This is a genomic window from Psychroflexus sp. MBR-150 (genome assembly GCF_053628795.1).
The window spans coordinates 50543-67998 of the sequence record NZ_JBRJHB010000007.1; the positions used below are offsets into that span (position 1 = coordinate 50543).

Below are 17456 nucleotides of genomic sequence, written 5' to 3' on the forward strand. Positions count from 1 at the left end.
GAACATCACTAAACCAATTAGTGATGTTTTTCATTTTCATAGCAATTTTTTCCCATCCTTAAACGTTTGTTTTCGGGTGGGTTTTATTATCTAAAACAAATTTGTCCTTATTATTTAAAAACACACCGACTTAATACAAAGTAATTTTATTTATGAAACATTACCTAAGCCTGATTGGTTTACTGTTTTTTATACCTCCCATATTCGCTCAGTCTCCAGATATTGCAAGAGTTGAATACACTTGGTTTCCACAAGAAGATTCTGATAATTCTTTTAGACGCTTCAAAACGTTTTTTAATTTTCCTATTAAACTTAGAAATAAAGACATTCTAATTCCTAGATTTGAATATCAAAATGTCGAATTTCAATTTAATGATATTGCACCTTTTGATAGAAAAAAACTTGACCGCTTTCAATACTATAAAGCAAGTTTGGCATACCTCAGAAATTTTAAAGAAAATTGGCGATATGCGGCAGAAGCAGGAGTGGTTGCAACATCAAACTTTCAAAATAGTTTGATGTCAGATGATATCATTTTTAATGGTTCCGTTTATGTTTTAAAATCTCAACCTAAAACCGAAAATCAAAAGAAATCAAGATTGATTTTTGGTTTGACTTTCAATACCAATGCTGGCAGACCTTTTCCTTTGCCTTTTGTTAATTATTTCAAAGAAGTTAGTCCAAAAGTTAATTATACTTTAGGTATTCCAAGAACCAATATAAAATATTTATTTTCGCCTAAACATATTGTTCAAGCTTTTGCTACCTTAGATGGATTTTACGCTAACGTTCAAAAAGATATTGCAATTACACAAAATAATGTTACAGAGCAAGCCTCAGAACTTTCGATGTTAGTTGTGCTTTCTGGCTTAGGTTATGAATTTAAATTTATGAAATACTTTAGTTTTTACAGTTTTGTAGGTTATACCATTTTGAATGATATTAGACTAAGAGACAACGATGCAAATGACATCTATACAATTAATGATAAAAATAGTACTTACTTTAGATTTGGACTTAAAATAAAAATGAATTAAATGTCAAAATTACTTATTGTAGAAGACGAAGAAGCCATTAGACGTGTGCTAGTTAAAATACTTAAAGAAAACGATTCAAACTACCAAATTGAAGTCGCTTCTAATGGGGTTGAAGCGATAGAACTCATAAAAAATAATGATTTTGATTTGGTGTTATGTGATATCAAGATGCCTAAAATGGATGGTATTGAAGTTTTAGAAAAAACTAAAGCCGAAAAACCTGAACTGCCTATTGTGATGATTTCGGGTCACGGCGATTTAGAAACCGCGGTTGAAACCATGCGAAAAGGAGCTTTTGATTATATCTCTAAACCACCAGATTTAAACCGACTTTTGCAAACCGTAAAAATTGCCTTAGACCACAATAAATTGGCTGTCGAAAATAAAACACTTAAAAAGAAAGTCAGTAAAAAGTATGAAATGATAGGTCAGTCAGAAGCCATGAACCATATAAAGTCTATGATTGACAAAATTGCACCAACTGATGCAAGAGTTTTGATCACTGGTGATAATGGCACAGGCAAAGAATTAGTAGCCCATTGGATACACCAAAAAAGTGAACGCTCAAAATCACCAATGGTAGAAGTAAATTGTGCAGCTATACCTTCAGAATTGATTGAAAGTGAACTGTTTGGTCATGTCAAAGGTGCATTTACTTCAGCAAACAAAAGCCGTGCAGGTAAATTTGAAGTAGCCAACGGAGGAACACTTTTTTTAGACGAAGTAGGCGATATGAGCTTGTCTGCTCAGGCTAAAGTTTTAAGAGCACTTCAAGAAAATAAAATTCAACGTGTTGGGAGTGATAAGGACATAAAAGTTGATGTACGCGTTATTGCTGCAACCAATAAAGATTTGAAGCAAGAAATTGAAAACAAAAAATTTAGAGAAGATTTGTATCATAGATTGGCGGTAATTATGATACATGTTCCTTCTTTAGATGAACGCCCAGAAGATATCCCTTTGTTGGTCAATCATTTTTTAAAAACAATTGCAAAAGAACAAGGCGTTACTCCAAAAGATATTGATGAAGAAGCATTAGAAATTTTAAAACAATATCAGTGGACTGGAAACATAAGAGAACTGAGAAATGTTGTAGAACGCCTAATCATTTTAGGTGGCGATAAAATTACCGCAAAAGATGTTGAACTATTTAGTCAAAAACTATGACTCAGGCGGCTCACATTTCATAAAATACATGGTATCACCACTCGGGTGTTGCCATTTGTAAAAACAGTCAAACTTATAGCGTCTATAAGCTATATAAACTCTTTTAATTCGTGTTTCAGCGTAAATAGGTAGTTTCTTTTGTTTTGAAAGCTCCATAAACTGATTTTTCATATTATAGGCAGTCTTTGTTTTGTCAACATCTCTGGCTTCTGGCATAATACCCCAAAACCAACAATATAAATGATTTTTGTCCTTAGGCCTTTGTTTTTTGACATAACCCTGAATTTTTAGAGCTTTCAAGCCTTTTTTAATTCCTGTTACTTTTAAAGCCAATTTTATATCTGTCATCAATTCTTTCCAAAAACTCACTTTACGGTTGGGGTCTTCTTCAAACAATATGGCTATTCCATTATAGTCTTCACTCACAATCAGAGCATCACGTTCAATGGCTTTGTCAACCATATGTTTAGCTAAGTATCTAAACCGTTTTTCTTTATGCTTATCATCTTTTATGATTTCCATAGAAGACGGCACTTCTTGAAGTAAAGCCGCCACATTTGAAATCACCTTTTCTTTATCGAGATTGTCCAACTTATTTTTTTTCAAAAGTAATTATAATCGCTTAAATTTCAGAATTATTAACGATAAAGTAATTTAAATTCAATATTTTCGACTATAGATAAAATTTTTAAATATAAAAGTTACTAGTTTTATTTTAATAATCCTATTTGGTACATTATTAAACGCACAAAACCGACAACGACCTGTTTCAGTTGAATTAGGTAAGTTTTTTAACGAAGATGGTAAACGCATGCTTTATGGTGGAAAAAAAGACTATCAGCATTTTGATGTTTCTAATCTATCACTAGAAGAAGACCAGTTCCATTACGGATTAGGTCGTGAAGCTTTTCCTGCTTTATTAGAACCTGAATTTACAAGTATTCAAAAAGCAGATAAGCAGTGGGATGACGATGATCGTTTTTTAGTAGCCAAATCAGGAAACGATGTCAAAGCTTACAGCATAAAAGATTTAACACGTCACGAAATTGTAAACGATGAACTGAATGGTAAACCCATTATGGCAGCTTATTGTATTCTGGCTGATCTCGGCGCAATTTACACACGAACTTATGGCGATAAAGTATTTACTTTTGCCCTAAGTGGATATACTTACTACGACCCAGAAGTTTGGGATGGTCTAGATGGCTTTGTTTTTTGGGACAGAGAAACTGAAAGCCTATGGTGGCCTTTAATTGGTAAAGCCGTATCTGGAAAAATGAAAGGAGCAAAACTACATATCTATGATGAGACCAAATGGGAAGATACGACTTGGAGTACTGTAAAATCAAAGTACCCAAATGCTAAAGTTTTAATTTCAGGACAGGATTTTGAAAGACCGACTTCGTGGAGAAAATATGAAGATGTATCTGATGTAAAAGGTTTATAGTTCAATAGCTAAAACATTAAAAAGTTTGGCTCTTGAATTTAGTAATTTATTTAAGGCCTCAATATATTTAAGCTGAGCTTCTATATATTTGACTTCTCTTTGGTTGAGCAAAAATACAGAACTTTCACCAAAGCTAAATTTACGCTCTTCACCTTCAAGTAAAGCTTGATTGTCATTGGCAATATCTTGACTTGCCAAAGCTTGTCTTTGATAAGATAAAATTTGATTTTCTATCTGACTAATTTTATTTGTAAGCTGGGTGTTTACCAATTCTATCTCAAATTCTGTTTGTTGAATTTTAGCTTTTGCGAGGTTTAAATCTCCCCTTTCTTTCCTTAAAAATATAGGCAGTTTAAAATAGACTCCAAAAGTATATTCGCCAATATTGTAATTGTCAATATTGCTGATGTTCTCATTAATAAAATTGTATTCTAAATCAAGTTGAGGTTTCAGCATTTCGGCCTTCAGTCGGCGTTCTATATTGAGCTGGTCCAACTTGTAGTTTAATGCTCTAAGTTTGGGATGCGAATTAATATCATAGCTATCTAAAACCATAAGATTGGTTTGCAATATATCATCGACATTAACCGTGTTGAGGTCCTGAGGTGAAATATCAGAACTGAGCTCAACAGGCACGTTGTTGTCTATCCATAAAAAATTGGAAAGTTCTAATCGTTTTTCAATGAGTTTGAGCTTGGCTTTTTCTAAACTTAAAGCTCTGTTTTTACGAATTATTCCAGCTTCTAAAGTATCTATTGCTGGTAAATCTCCAGAAATGGCACTCTGTTTTATACCGTTAAACCTAATTTGGGCTTGCTCAAGTGTGTTTTCAAAAAGTTCAACTTCTTTGTTTGCTACATACCAATCAAAATAAGCTAAGCTGGCTTCGTATAAAACATTGTTGACTTCCATTTGCCTTTCGGCTTCGTTGAGATTTTGAAGTATTTTAGCTTGTTTTAAGCCAGCCATTCTTTTATTAATAAATAGACCCTGACCTATGGGGACTGATATACCTGCTTTATATAAACCGTTCTCGGGAACATTGTTTTCTGGATTTAGAAAAACACCTGAATTTCTTTCAAAACCTGCCTTTAACTCAATGCCGTACCAGGTTGGTATTTTAAAACTCGAGTTCAGGATATTGTAGTATTCTTTCTCATCAAAATCTTTATTGTTCCAATCAATTTCAATCTTTGGATCAAAAGCACCTCTGGCTTTTAAAAGTTCAGCTTGGGCTTCAGTAATTCTTAACTCAGCTTGTTTAGCTACAGGATGATATTGTTTTACCCAGCCTAAGTATTCCTCAAGACCAAGAATGCCTAAGTCGCTTTGGGTTTGTCCGTAAGTGCTTACAGTCAGTAATATACAAAGCAATATGATTCGCATTACTTTTTGGTGTTTTGGTTTTTGTTGGTATTCGTGTTATTGTCTGTTGGCAAATAATAATCAGGAGGGAAACCATTAATTTGTCTCCATATTTCGTACCAAATTGGAACATCTTTTAATAATGCTAAAGTCTTTGCCCCTGAACCGGCTCTGATCACATCTGGCCAACCAGTTTCATTTTCGTTGGGTTTTATTAAAACTCTATATTTACCTTTAGAAGGGTCAATACTTCTTTCTACGGCAACTATTTTTCCGCCATAAGTTCCGTAGGACAGATTTGGCCATCCTGAGAAAAATATAGCTGGCCATCCGTCAAAAATTATTCTGACTTCTTCACCAGGATGCATAAGTGGTAAATCTATTGGTCTTACATAAGTTTCGACGGCTAACTCTACTTCAGTTGGCATAATACTGACAATTTCTGCGCCTTCTTTAAAAGTTTCTCCAATACCTTTTTGTATAGCCCTATTGATAAAGCCATCTTGCGGAGCTTTTATATATTTTAAATCCGATCGCATTGAATAATTAGAAAGTTCATTTTCTAATTTGCTGACTTGTGCCTCGGTATCGTATTGAGCAGATAACGCAGAAAGTCTATCACTTTCAGCTTTAGAAATTTTGTTATCATAACTCGTCCTTATCGTTGATATTTCAATTTGAGCATTTAATACTTTATTTCGACTCGATAAAAGCTTGTTTTGTTGAGACACCAACTTAGCTTCACTTTCTTGGAGTTTTAATTTTTTGTTTTCTAAATCTGTTCGAGATTTTAAACCTTCTGTTTCTAACTGCTCTATTCGTTCAAATTGACGTTGAGCAATACTGATTTGAGTTTTGGCAGCTTCTAAATCTATACTATCACTTTTTACTTGGAGTTTAGCTTGTATTAGCTTATTTCTTGTTTCTTCAAGTTTTAATTCACGCTCTTGCCGCAAAGCAACAATTTGCCTGCTAAGTTGCTCCGCTTTTTTAGTATATGAACTTTGGGAAAAACTCTTTGACGTTATTTGGGCTTGAGTTCTGTCTAAAAGTTTTGGGTCAAAATATTCACTTTTTATTTCTGATATAAAAACTATAGTATCGCCCTTTTTAACTTCGTCGCCTTCACCTACGTACCATTTTTCAATTCGACCTGGTATGGCAGATTGTATAGCCTGTGGTCTTTGACTTGGATTAAGTGTAGTGACGTAACCTGAGCCTCTGACGTTTTGTGTCCAGGGTAAAAACATAAAAACGAGAAACACTATGCCCAATGCTGTCATAATTTTATTAAAGGTAATGTACCTGTTTTTAAAATTGACAAATTTCATTGACTCAAACTGGCTAAGTTCTTCTTCTTTATTGAGCTTATATTTTGATATGTTGAGCATCTTCTATTTTATTTTACCGTTTTCTAAATAAATAATATTTTCACAATACTCTTTCCAAATTGGATTTCTACTTGCAACCAATATGGTCCACGGTTGTTTAGGGTCAAATAAATAATCTACAATATGTTTAATTTCTTTAACATCAAATTCGTCTAATGGGTCTTTTAGGATAAGCAACTTTGGCTCTGATACTAAGGCTCTTGCCAAAACTATTTTTTTACTCATAGTGTAAGACAATTGCTTTCCATCAGTTGATATATTACTTTGTAGGCCTTTAGGTTGAGATTTAATGAAACTGTCTAAGCCTAAAACTTGACAAACCTCTCTTACTTTATTGTCGTTAATTTTAGGGTTGTTAAATGTTATGTTTTCTATAATACTGCCATCAAACGGAAGATTATTTGGAAAAACGTGTCCTATAAAAGATCGGTAATGGTCATTGTTGATGTTTTTAATATTAATATCATTGACGAATAATTGCCCATTACTTTGAGGTACAAGTCCAGCAATAACTTTTAGCAACGTAGTTTTACCAGAGCCACTTTCTCCAGTGATAAGAATATGCTTTTTGGGTTGAATGTTTAAATTGATATCCGTTAATACTTTTCTGTTTGATTTTAAATATTCTAAATTAAGATTAACGAGCTCTACTTTAAAATCTTCAGATTTATCAATAGGTTCATTATCAACATTTTTTTCAAGAGGCATATCTGTAATTTCGCCAATTTTTTCAATGGAGGTCAAGACATCATAAACATTTTCAAGCCCTAAAATGAGTTTTTCAACAGAATTTATCATTAATAAAATCACAATTTCAGCAGCTACAAATTGGCCAATATTCATTTGTTGATTGATGACTAATAATCCACCAATGAACAATAAGCCAGCTGTAACAATAGTTTTAAAGCCTATCATTTTAAAAAACTGCAATTTCAAGATGGCAAAATGATCTTCTCTTGCTTTTAGATAATCTGATGCCAATTGGTCATTTTTTTTAGAAGACAACGAAAAACTATCAGAGACCTTAAAGCTTTCGTAACTTCTGGCTATTTCTTCAATCCAATGCACATTTCTGTATTTATTTTTAGATTCTTTAAGACTGGTTTCAACACCTAAGGGTACACTATATTTGAAAACTACATAGAGTAAAATGACTAAGAAAAAGCCAAAAAGAATAAAAAATGGATGATAAAAGGATAACAAAATAAGCCCAAAAATAATCTGTAATAAAGATGCTGAAAAGTCTATTATAGCTTTAGGTAAGCCTTTTTGAATGACCATAGTGTCAAAAAACCTATTGGCTAATTCAGGTGGGTAATAACCCTCTAGAGCCTGAGATTGAATACGAGGGAACCTATAAATAAACTCAAATGAAGACCTGGTGTATATGCGTTGTTGCAAATCTTCTGCTGCTCTTAACTGCATATATCTTAGAACTCCTTGAAAAATAACTCCTAAAAGCACTAAGCTAATTAAAATAATAATCGACGCATTGAATTGCCCACCAACAACCAAGTTGATCGTAGCTTGAACCCCAAGAGGAAGAGACAGGCCTACTAATCCAGCAAAAACGGCATAGAGTAAAATCTTGAAGATGTCTTTTCGTTCAAGTTTTAGTAAATTTAATAAGCGTGTCCAAGGTGTCATCTTAATCATACCTATTGATTTAAAGTTTTAACAACCATAGCTTGAAAAAAATCGTAAACCTGACTCTCTGTTTTATGATCGTTTAATGAGCTAAAATGCCTTTGTGTATAATATTGCTGTAGTGCACCTTCTACAATATTACAAGCTAAAGCCTTTGGAAAGTTGTAATTTGGGTCAACTTTATTTATCATTTCAACGATTCTCAAGATTAAACGCTTATAGATTTTGAAATTCTCTTCTTCGTTATCAATATTTTTGTGATGATAAGATTTTGTAAATTCTTCAATTATTATATCCCTCAATTTTAATTGATCGTAATCTGCATAAGAATTAATTCTTTTTGGCTTTAAAGTTAAAATTTTGATTGCCATTTGGAGTTTTTTTGATGCATCTTCAATAGCGTTGGTTTCTATGACTAACCTGTATTCAATAATACTCCAATACATTGCTGATAGATATTGGAGTAATTTGTATTTATTTTCAAAATATCTATAAATAGAACTTTCATTAGAATCTATTTGGTTGCCCAATTTTTTAAAATTAAAATTTTCAATACCCAATTGGTGTATCATCTCAATACTTTGAGTTAATATTTTTTGACCCAATTCTGAGCTTTCTGGGTCTTTTAAATATAAGCATGAGCTAATATTTAATTTTAAAGATGATAGTAGACTTTCCATTATACAAAATAAAAATCGCTAATATAAAAGTATTACTATTATAAAATGTTAAAAGGAATATAAATATTCATAAATGAAAATAATTTTGATTATTAACATTATCAATACGAATAAACGTTTTTAAACCAGTAATGAGAATTTATGTCACACTGAGCGCAGACGAAGTGAAGAAGCGAACATTTGACTACGCTCATGGAGACATTTTAGCTTATGATTTAGAGTAATCATTATTACTGGTTTAATAGCGTAGAAATAAATACTAAATTCGAAAATCATAGTGGCTTGTTAAATCGTAGTTTAAGTTATTAAGAAAGTTTAAATTCGTTTGACTAAAATTGATTAGAAATTTATGGATAACAAAATTGAACAAGTAGAATTAAAATATCTTACATTAACTAATTTTGAAGAACTAAAAGAAGTTTTTATTGAAATATACGGCGATGCTCCTGATGTCTATTGGAAAAAAAGTGAGTTAAAACAACTCATTTCAAAATTTCCAGATGGACAAATCGTACTTTTTGTAAACGGTGAAATTGCTGGCTGTGCTTTTTCACTAATTGTTGAGTCTTCAAAAATTGATAACAAGCATACTTATGATGATATTGCAGGAGACGCCAAATTTAAATACCATAATAGCGATGGCGACATGCTTTATGGCATAGATATTATTATTAAAAAAAAATATAGAGGATTAAAATTAGGCCGAAGATTATATGATTACCGCAAAGAATTATGTGAAAAACTCAACCTTAAAGGTATAGTATTTGGCGGTAGAATTCCTAACTATCATAAATTCTCAAGTTCCTTAACACCAAGACAATATATTGAAAAAGTGCGTTTTAAGGAAATTGAAGACCCGGTATTAAACTTTCAATTATCAAATGATTTTAGACCCGTTCGGATTTTGTCTAATTACCTTGAAGGCGATACCGATTCAAAAGAATATGCCGTTTGGATGCAATGGGATAATATATATTTCACCAAAGATTCTGTAAAACCTTATACCAACAAAACCGAAGTTCGTTTAGGTTTGGTGCAATGGCAAATGCGTTCTTACGCTAATTTAGAAGATTTGCTACACCAAGTCGAATACTTTGTTCAATCACTTTCTGGCTACAGATCAGACTTTGCGCTATTTCCAGAGTTCTTTAATGCGCCGCTTATGGCGAAATACAACCACTTAAGCGAGCCTGATGCCATAAGAGAATTGGCTAAATTTACTCAACCAATCAAAGAGAAAATGGCAGAACTTTCTATTATATCAAATGCCATGGGTCAAACGGTGGCTAATGGTTTAAATATTAGTGCACTTTCATCTGGTATTTATTACGTGAAATTGAAGACCAATAAAGGCAATATTGTTAAAAAAATAATTAAAGATTAAGTCGTCTTATTTATTGATTGGATTGTTTTGTTGTTAAAGCCCAACATACCATGTTGGGTTTTCTATGCAATAATCCCATTCAATTTTCGCATTGTGGCTTATTGTCTTTCAGTTTAAATAACTTGGAATAATCTATGGTGTTTTCAACTCCATCTAGTTCACAAAGAAATGTGACTACGGCACATAACCAATTGATCAATGTATCTTTATCAGTAGGATTATTAGGCTTGATACATGCACTGTCAATAGCACTACTATGCCCACCGCAACCTTTTTAGTAATTCTAAAGAAGAATAGCCATTAAATGTCTTCCTTAGATTTTGATGGATTCTGCCATCATGATTCAGAAGGCTCATATTTCATAAAATACATTGTATCACCACTTGGATGTTGCCATTGGTGAAAGCAATTAAATTTGTATCTTCGATAGGCTATATATACTTTTTTAATTCGCGTTTCAGCGTAAATAGGCAAACCTTTTTGTCTTGAAATTTCCAAAAATTGATTTTTCATTTGGTAAGCTGTCCTTGTATTGTCAACGTCTCTTGCTTCTGGCATAATGCCCCAAAACCAACAATACAAATGTTTTTGGTCTTTTGGTCTTTGTTTTTTTACATAACTTTGAGTTTTTAGAGCTTTTAATCCTTTTTTTATACCAGTTACATTTAAGGCAAGTTTTAAATCTGTAATCAATTCTCCCCAAAAGTTGCCTTTTTGATTACCATCTTCTTCAAACATTATAGCTATGCCATTATAGTCTTCAGAAACAATTAAAGCATCACGTTCAATAGCTTTATCAATCATATGTTTAGCTAAATATCTGAATCGCTTAACTTTATGCTTGTCATTTTTTATGATTTCCATTGAAGATGGCACCTCTTGAAGCAAAGTTGCCATATTTGAAATAACCTTTTCTTTATCGATATTATCCAATTTGTTTTTTTTTCAAATGTAATTATATTGTGCTAAAGACATCGTGAGTATTTAAGATTAAATTTACAAATAATTAAAGGTTTTACAAGAGATTTACTTTTAAAATTTATAAAAGTCTTTAAGGTTTGGGAAAGAAATTGTGCTACTGCAATACATTCATTAATTATTAATAGATTTGTGTTTTTTAGCATTACTATGAAATTAAATATACAAGACGAAACATCAAGATTAAGACAAGTGATTCTCGGTAGAGCAGATAGCAATGGATCAGTTCCAAAATTAGAAGAAGCATACGATCCTAAATCTATTGAACATATCAAAAAAGGAACATATCCTAAAGAAAAAGATATGATAAAAGAAATGGATGAAGTTTTAGAAGTATTCAAAAAATATGATGTCAAGGTATATCGTCCAGAATTATTGAAAGATTGCAATCAAATTTTTTCAAGAGACATTGCATTTGTGATTGAAGATAAATTTATAAAATCTAATATTTTACCAGATCGTGAAAAAGAAATTGAAGCAATTCAATATATATTAGACCAAATTCCACAACAACAAATCATCAAACTTCCTGATGAAGCCCATATTGAAGGTGGTGATGTGATGCCACATCACGAGTATATTTTTATAGGCACTTATCGCGGTTCAGATTATCCTAATTATATCACTGCTAGGACGAATCCACAAGCGGTTGAAGCTATACAAAAAATATTTCCTCACAAAAAAGTAAAATCATTTAACCTTAGAAAAAGCAATACCGATGCCTATAATAATGCCTTACACTTAGATTGCTGCTTTCAACCCATAGGCGAAAAATATGCTATACTGCATAAAAATGGATTTCTTGAAGAAACCGAATACCAATGGTTGGTAGATTTTTTTGGAAAAGACAATATTTTTGAAATCACTGCTGAAGAAATGTATGATATGAATTCTAATATCTTTTCAATTGATAAAGATATAGTGATTTCAGATAGGTCTTTTACACGATTAAATCAATGGATGAGACATAAAAACATCACAGTAGAAGAAGTGCATTACAGAGAAATTGCCAAGCAAGAAGGATTGTTGCGTTGTTCTACATTACCTTTGCAACGAGACTGAAATTAGACACAAATGAAACAATCTACAGACAAAATTTTGATGATAAGACCCGTAGCTTTTGAAATGAATAAAGAAACTGCAGTCAACAATTATTTTCAAAAAACATTAAACTTAAATGCTGAGGCCATTAATGCTAAAGTGCAAAAAGAATTTGATGATTTTGTTGATATTTTAAAAGCCTCTGGTATTGACGTTTTTGTTTATGATGACATTGCTGATTTAAAAACACCAGATTCTATTTTTCCAAACAATTGGATTTCATTTCACGAGAATGGTAATATTGCTTTATACCCAATGTTTGCTGAAAATCGCCGTCGAGAAAGACGTCAAGATATTTTAGAAGATTTAGAACAAAAAGGCTTTCAGTTTCATCAAGTTTATGATTATACTTCTGCTGAAGACGAAAATATTTTTTTAGAAGGCACTGGGAGTTTAATTTTAGATCGAGTCAACAGAAAAGCTTATTGTGCACTTTCTCCAAGAGCTAATGAAGAATTGCTAATTGAGTTTTGCGAAGATTTTGAATTTTTACCAATACCTTTTAAAGCCTACCAAACTGTTGGTAGCAAGCGATTACCCATTTACCACACCAATGTAATGATGTGCGTTGGCACTGATATTGCTATAGTTTGTTTTGACAGTGTTGACGACAAAGCTGATAAAAAATTGCTGAGCAAAAGTTTAAAAGAAGACAACAAAACCATCGTTGAAATCTCTGAACAACAACTCGAAGCTTATGCTGGCAATATGCTTGAAGTGCAAAACAGAAATGGCGATAAATTTTTAGTCATGAGCACACAAGCCTATAAAAGTTTACAAGCAACCCAAGTTCAAACCATAGAACAATATCTAAAAATTTTGCACAGTCCATTAAACACCATAGAAACCTTAGGTGGTGGAAGTGCAAGATGTATGATAGCTGAAATTTTTAATGCAAAGAATTAAACAAACTTGAGTTCGTTGCAAAACTTCATAGATGCTAAATTTTATTAATCTATAAATTCAGAATGATTAAATATTGAAGTCTTATTTATTATTTATTCTCAGATTAATTTTCAATTAGAATGAATTGTTACTTTTTTAATGAAAGAAAAGAAGGGGCTCATTTCTTTAATGAACCCCTAACTACTACTCAAAAGGGAAGGAAAGAAGTTGCTATTTATCGATCTTCTTCTTTTTTACCAAGCAAAATTATAGGTATTTCCACTACCCATAGTTAGGGTTGCTGTTTGGTTTCCATTAAAAACTATTGTTCCTGAGTAATCATAAACGTTACCATTTGATACTTGTCCATTGAAAGCCACTGAAATACTGCCAGAAGTAATATTATGATTTGCCTTTAATACTTTTAAATTGGTTGTATTAAAGTTTAAAGAACTTGTAAAGGTATTTTGATTTCTAACAGAGGATATTTGAGTTCCAGATCTGGAATAAGTTTGATTTACAAGGTATTCTGTTTCTAAATCGTCTAATCCTGATACTACCAGAGTTCCATTAGTTGTATCATCAGATGACATTTTTGGAGAGTCATAAGAACTGGAAGCATTTAAATCAAAGCTAAAGTTTGTTGGACTATTATCATCTGTACAATATACAGTCCAACTCCATACGTAATTAATATTATAGCTATAGTTTCCGCTATCATGACTTCTTGCAAATGATGTACCATAAGTTTCCCCACATACATAATCAAAATCACTATTACTTAAGGATGTTTTACTATAATCACTAGAACTTCCTTCCACAATAGTTATGGTTTCAGTAGTCATTTCAATTAAACCTCCAGTTTCTGGCGAAACAGCCATGATAATTGCTTCCGAGGCTTCTTCCTCTGAAATGCTGGATTCGGATAAGTTATCATCATTATTATTACATGATGTAAATAAGAGTGTTGCAACACATAATCCAGTTAGTATTGATTTGTGTTGGTTTTTGAGTGTTTTTAAATTAATTGTTTTCATAATTTTATTTTTTTGATTTTCAGCTAAATTATTTAGGATATGCTTACTAAAGTTTTAAAAGTTATTGAAACTGACAAATTCAAGGATGAATCGTTATCTTTTATAATTGAATTTTTTTATAACCTGTTAAACCATAAAAATTAATAGAGAATAATTTACTGCTTATTTTACTTATATTGATTCCATGATTTGTTGTTAGAAATAAATTAAAGGAAAGTGACTTATGTAATTTTTGGATACTGTTTTATTCTGAAATTTTAGACCTCAATTTGGTTGTTCCATATCAAAATATGGATGTTTAAGATTTAAATTTTCATAAAAGAGATGATGAACAACTATTTTTAAATTAATTTAATCAGTTGATATGAAAACCATAAAAATAGTATTGGTCTTCTTCATCATGGCATGGATTACATCTTGCTCAACAGATAACAATCTAGATGAAATTGTTGATGAAAATGAGGTGTTTATTTACAGAATACCTGTTGTAGTACATGTAGTACATTACGGAGAGCCCATTGGGCAAGGAGCAAACATAAGTTATGAACAAGTAAAATCACAAATTGAAGTATTAAATGAAGATTTTAGAAAAATGGTTGGAACCAACGGGTATAATGACAATCCTGTTGGAGCAGACACAACCATAGAATTTGTTTTAGCTGATAAAGACCCTGATGGAAACCTGCTTACCGAACCTGGAATAGATCGTATAAACGGAGGACGGAGCGAATGGCCTAAAGGAGTTTTTAGAAATCCTATTGAAACCAGTTTAAAACCTACTTATTACTGGGATCCTAGTCAATATTTTAATATATGGACCATAAACTTTGGTGGTTTTGTTAGTCGTGACCTATTGGGTTATGCTCAATTTCCAAGCGAATCTGGATTGCCAGGTCTTAACGCCGATGGTGGAAGTGCTGAAACCGATGGGGTTGTTATTGGCTATAAGTATTTTGGAAGTAGTGAAAAAGGCGATTTTCCGGAGTTAGTAGCACCTTATGATTTGGGCAGGACTGCTACCCATGAAGTCGGTCATTGGTTAGGGTTAAGACATATTTGGGGTGATGGCGATTGCAGTATTGATGATTATTGTCTGGACACGCCCAATGCCTCAGCACCAAATTATGATTGTGCAAGCATAAAAATTTCATGTGATGAGCCTGAAATGCCCCAAAACTATATGGATTATTCTTACGACAATTGTATGAATATTTTTACCGAAAACCAAAAGGAGCGAATGATTACGGTATTAAAAAACAGTATTAGGAGGAAAGAATTAATCGGTTATTGATCTAACCATTTTTTAAATTCAGAGGCTTTGGCTTTGCTTATAATTATCTTATTGTGTGGTTTTGGCAGCACATTTAAAACCAGTCTGCCATTGAAATAGAAATCAATATCTTTTATGGCTTTTCTTTGAACTATAAATTGCCTGTTAGCTCTAAAGAATTGATCGGGATCAATCTCTGAGCTGATTTTTTCCAAAGTAGAATCAACAATAAACCTTGATCCTTCTTCAATATATGCATACACGAGTTCCAGTTCAGTATAAAACCAATTTATTTTGTTGATGTTTAATGGAATAAGTTTTGCTTGATAATGGACTAAATAGGATTTTTTATAGTCCTGTTTAAAGTCGGATTCCTTTAAAAAGTTGAAAAGTTCCAGTATTTGAGCAGTTGCCCCTGTAAGAGCGGTCCGTGCACCATACGTATATAATAGAGTAGTGGTGGGCACGCCCATTGTTGTACGAACAATACCAGCAAGTTGGATAACAGTTTATTATGGTGGAGTTCCATATTACTATTGTGATGGCGTGTATTATGTAAAAACCGAGGTAAAGGACGAATACACACCAGTACAACCTCCTGTAGGAGCTATAGTTCCTTCTTTGCCAGAGGGTGCTATTGTAAAAACCATAGACGGCAAGGTTTACTATGAGTATGAAAAGGTACTATATAAAATGGTAACTATAGAGAATGATGTAAAATATGAAGTAGTTAGTATTAATAATTAAACAGCAAAAAAACAAAATTTATAACGGTATCTAAACTTTAAATCTCAAAAAGCAGTTTATTGCCCCAAACTTACATTCAATTCTTATTCTGACTAATGTGAAATTATTTTACTGTAAATCAGTTGTTTATATTTTATTCAAAATTTCAATTTTCAATCCTAAATTTACTTATTTTATGTTAGTCGAGAGACTAAAGTTTCTACGAGTCTATGAGGGATTTTTGGAAACAACAGTACAGAAGGGATGATTTTGAATTGACTTTTAATGATGATGACTGGACTAATTATAGGTATTTCAGTATAGTAATAAAAGTTGGGCGGTCAGCACTCAATTTACCTATTTCACTTTTAAAAAATCAATACCTTTGCAACCGCTATAATACCTTGTAAATGTCTTTTATAAAAATACTTACCGAAAAAGACTTCTTAAAAAATGCTAAAGAAGGCTATCTTTTGCGTCCGTCAGGTAATAGTGTTATTTTTTTAGTAGAAGGAACTATTGAAATGGAAATAAACGGAAAACCTGTATCTTTTGATGACGAACATATTATACTCATTTCTAAAAAAAATATATATAAGCTCGTCCGTTTTACCAAAACATTGGAGATGTATGTTTTAATACATAACAGAGAAGTTACAAGAGAAAAGGTTCAATTTAATTTCAGTAGATACGATGTTTATCAAATCATTAATGCCGAGAAAAATCAAAACATCTTTAAACTGGAAAACACTGTTTTTCATCAAACCGTGGGTTTGGTAAAGTTATTAAATTATTACACCAATCATGACATTAAATTTTCTTCTCAAGAACAAATTATAATTGCATTATTTACAGCCATTATTCATATTTTGATGGATTCTCTGGTTGAAAAACTTCAATCTGAAACCAAAATTAATACACGAAAAGAAGAAATAGTACTGCGATTTATAGAATTGGTTTCAATCCATTTTAAAACTAAAAAAAGACTTGGTTTTTATGCCGAAAAGCTACATATATCCATAAAATATCTTTCTATTTGTGTGAAAGAAATCACGCACAGACCTCCAACCGAATTTATTGCAAATGCCTTAACCAATGAGGCAAAAACATTATTGCTCAGCACAAAAAAGACAATTTCTGATATTTCATCTGAGCTAAGTTTTTCTGACCAATATGCCTTTGGAAAATTTTTTAAAAAGCACACTGGTTTAAGTCCTAAGAATTATAGAATAAAAAATGGAACCATATTTATAGATACCATTTGAACCTCTTTTATCCCTTTTTCAACCTTTTATAGCACTGCGTATCTTCTTAATCTTGCACCCCCAACATAAAAACGCA

Annotated in this window: 17 protein-coding genes; 9 read left to right on the forward strand and 8 right to left on the reverse strand. The window is 32.1% G+C overall.

Annotated elements, in window-relative coordinates; genetic code table 11:
- Nucleotides 1-152 precede the first annotated feature (152 nt).
- Nucleotides 153-1037: a DUF6268 family outer membrane beta-barrel protein gene (locus ACSSV5_RS05595; RefSeq protein WP_211065766.1), complete on the forward strand. Its 885-nt coding sequence runs from the start codon at nt 153-155 to the stop codon at nt 1035-1037.
- A complete protein-coding gene (locus ACSSV5_RS05600; protein WP_454245099.1) occupies nt 1038-2204 on the forward strand; it encodes a sigma-54-dependent transcriptional regulator in 1167 nt (388 codons plus the stop codon).
- On the opposite strand, the gene ACSSV5_RS05605 is transcribed toward ACSSV5_RS05600, so the two are convergent.
- Entirely contained in the window at nt 2199-2795 is a 597-nt protein-coding gene (locus tag ACSSV5_RS05605) for a hypothetical protein (RefSeq protein ID WP_454245100.1), read from the reverse strand. The genes ACSSV5_RS05600 and ACSSV5_RS05605 overlap by 6 nt on opposite strands.
- Nucleotides 2796-3015: 220 nt before the next feature.
- On the opposite strand from ACSSV5_RS05605, the gene ACSSV5_RS05610 reads away from it, so the two are divergent.
- Nucleotides 3016-3651: a DUF3179 domain-containing (seleno)protein gene (locus ACSSV5_RS05610; RefSeq protein ID WP_454245101.1), complete on the forward strand. Its 636-nt coding sequence runs from the start codon at nt 3016-3018 to the stop codon at nt 3649-3651.
- Here the strand turns inward: ACSSV5_RS05610 and ACSSV5_RS05615 are convergent.
- The 4 genes from ACSSV5_RS05615 to ACSSV5_RS05630 are packed head-to-tail and all read right to left on the reverse strand — an operon-like array spanning nt 3646 to nt 8734.
- Nucleotides 3646-5037 (reverse strand): TolC family protein, encoded by a 1392-nt coding sequence (locus ACSSV5_RS05615; protein WP_454245102.1) that lies wholly within the window; start codon nt 5035-5037, stop codon nt 3646-3648. The two genes, ACSSV5_RS05610 and ACSSV5_RS05615, sit on opposite strands and share 6 nt — an antisense overlap.
- Nucleotides 5037-6407, reverse strand: coding sequence for an HlyD family secretion protein (locus ACSSV5_RS05620; protein WP_454245103.1), 1371 nt, complete (start codon nt 6405-6407; stop codon nt 5037-5039). The genes ACSSV5_RS05615 and ACSSV5_RS05620 overlap by 1 nt, the downstream gene beginning before the upstream one ends.
- Nucleotides 6408-6410: 3 nt before the next feature.
- On the reverse strand, nt 6411-8063 hold the full coding sequence (locus tag ACSSV5_RS05625; protein ID WP_454245104.1) for a peptidase domain-containing ABC transporter: 1653 nt from the start codon (nt 8061-8063) through the stop codon (nt 6411-6413).
- A 2-nt stretch (nt 8064-8065) separates the two neighbouring features.
- Nucleotides 8066-8734, reverse strand: coding sequence for a TetR/AcrR family transcriptional regulator (locus tag ACSSV5_RS05630; protein ID WP_454245105.1), 669 nt, complete (start codon nt 8732-8734; stop codon nt 8066-8068).
- A gap of 349 nt (nt 8735-9083) precedes the next feature.
- Here ACSSV5_RS05630 and ACSSV5_RS05635 point away from each other — a divergent pair, with 349 nt between their 5' ends.
- Nucleotides 9084-10118: a GNAT family N-acetyltransferase gene (locus ACSSV5_RS05635; RefSeq protein WP_454245106.1), complete on the forward strand. Its 1035-nt coding sequence runs from the start codon at nt 9084-9086 to the stop codon at nt 10116-10118.
- A gap of 336 nt (nt 10119-10454) precedes the next feature.
- Here the strand turns inward: ACSSV5_RS05635 and ACSSV5_RS05640 are convergent, their stop codons facing one another.
- Nucleotides 10455-11051: a hypothetical protein gene (locus tag ACSSV5_RS05640; protein ID WP_247653559.1), complete on the reverse strand. Its 597-nt coding sequence runs from the start codon at nt 11049-11051 to the stop codon at nt 10455-10457.
- 195 nt (nt 11052-11246) lie between these two features.
- Between ACSSV5_RS05640 and ACSSV5_RS05645 the strand changes: the two genes are divergently transcribed.
- Together ACSSV5_RS05645 and ctlX are read left to right on the forward strand one after the other, a co-directional pair.
- Complete coding sequence (locus ACSSV5_RS05645; protein WP_454245107.1) at nt 11247-12158, forward strand: dimethylarginine dimethylaminohydrolase family protein; 912 nt, start codon at nt 11247-11249, stop codon at nt 12156-12158.
- A 12-nt stretch (nt 12159-12170) separates the two neighbouring features.
- Complete coding sequence (gene ctlX, locus ACSSV5_RS05650) at nt 12171-13103, forward strand: citrulline utilization hydrolase CtlX (RefSeq protein ID WP_211065775.1); 933 nt, start codon at nt 12171-12173, stop codon at nt 13101-13103.
- 233 nt (nt 13104-13336) lie between these two features.
- Here ctlX and ACSSV5_RS05655 read toward each other — a convergent pair whose 3' ends face one another.
- Nucleotides 13337-14119 carry a hypothetical protein gene (locus ACSSV5_RS05655; RefSeq protein ID WP_211065776.1) on the reverse strand — a complete coding sequence of 261 codons (783 nt, stop codon included), beginning with the start codon at nt 14117-14119 and terminating at the stop codon, nt 13337-13339.
- A gap of 364 nt (nt 14120-14483) precedes the next feature.
- Here ACSSV5_RS05655 and ACSSV5_RS05660 point away from each other — a divergent pair, with 364 nt between their 5' ends.
- A complete protein-coding gene (locus ACSSV5_RS05660) occupies nt 14484-15410 on the forward strand; it encodes a zinc metalloprotease (protein WP_454245108.1) in 927 nt (308 codons plus the stop codon).
- Here ACSSV5_RS05660 and ACSSV5_RS05665 read toward each other — a convergent pair.
- Complete coding sequence (locus ACSSV5_RS05665; protein WP_211065778.1) at nt 15404-15862, reverse strand: LytR/AlgR family response regulator transcription factor; 459 nt, start codon at nt 15860-15862, stop codon at nt 15404-15406. The two genes, ACSSV5_RS05660 and ACSSV5_RS05665, sit on opposite strands and share 7 nt — an antisense overlap.
- On the opposite strand from ACSSV5_RS05665, the gene ACSSV5_RS05670 reads away from it, so the two are divergent.
- Together ACSSV5_RS05670 and ACSSV5_RS05675 are read left to right on the forward strand one after the other, a co-directional pair.
- Nucleotides 15849-16136 (forward strand): DUF6515 family protein, encoded by a 288-nt coding sequence (locus ACSSV5_RS05670; RefSeq protein ID WP_454245109.1) that lies wholly within the window; start codon nt 15849-15851, stop codon nt 16134-16136. The two genes, ACSSV5_RS05665 and ACSSV5_RS05670, sit on opposite strands and share 14 nt — an antisense overlap.
- Nucleotides 16137-16525: 389 nt before the next feature.
- Nucleotides 16526-17380: a helix-turn-helix domain-containing protein gene (locus tag ACSSV5_RS05675; RefSeq protein WP_211065780.1), complete on the forward strand. Its 855-nt coding sequence runs from the start codon at nt 16526-16528 to the stop codon at nt 17378-17380.
- The last annotated feature ends 76 nt before the right edge of the window (nt 17381-17456 follow it).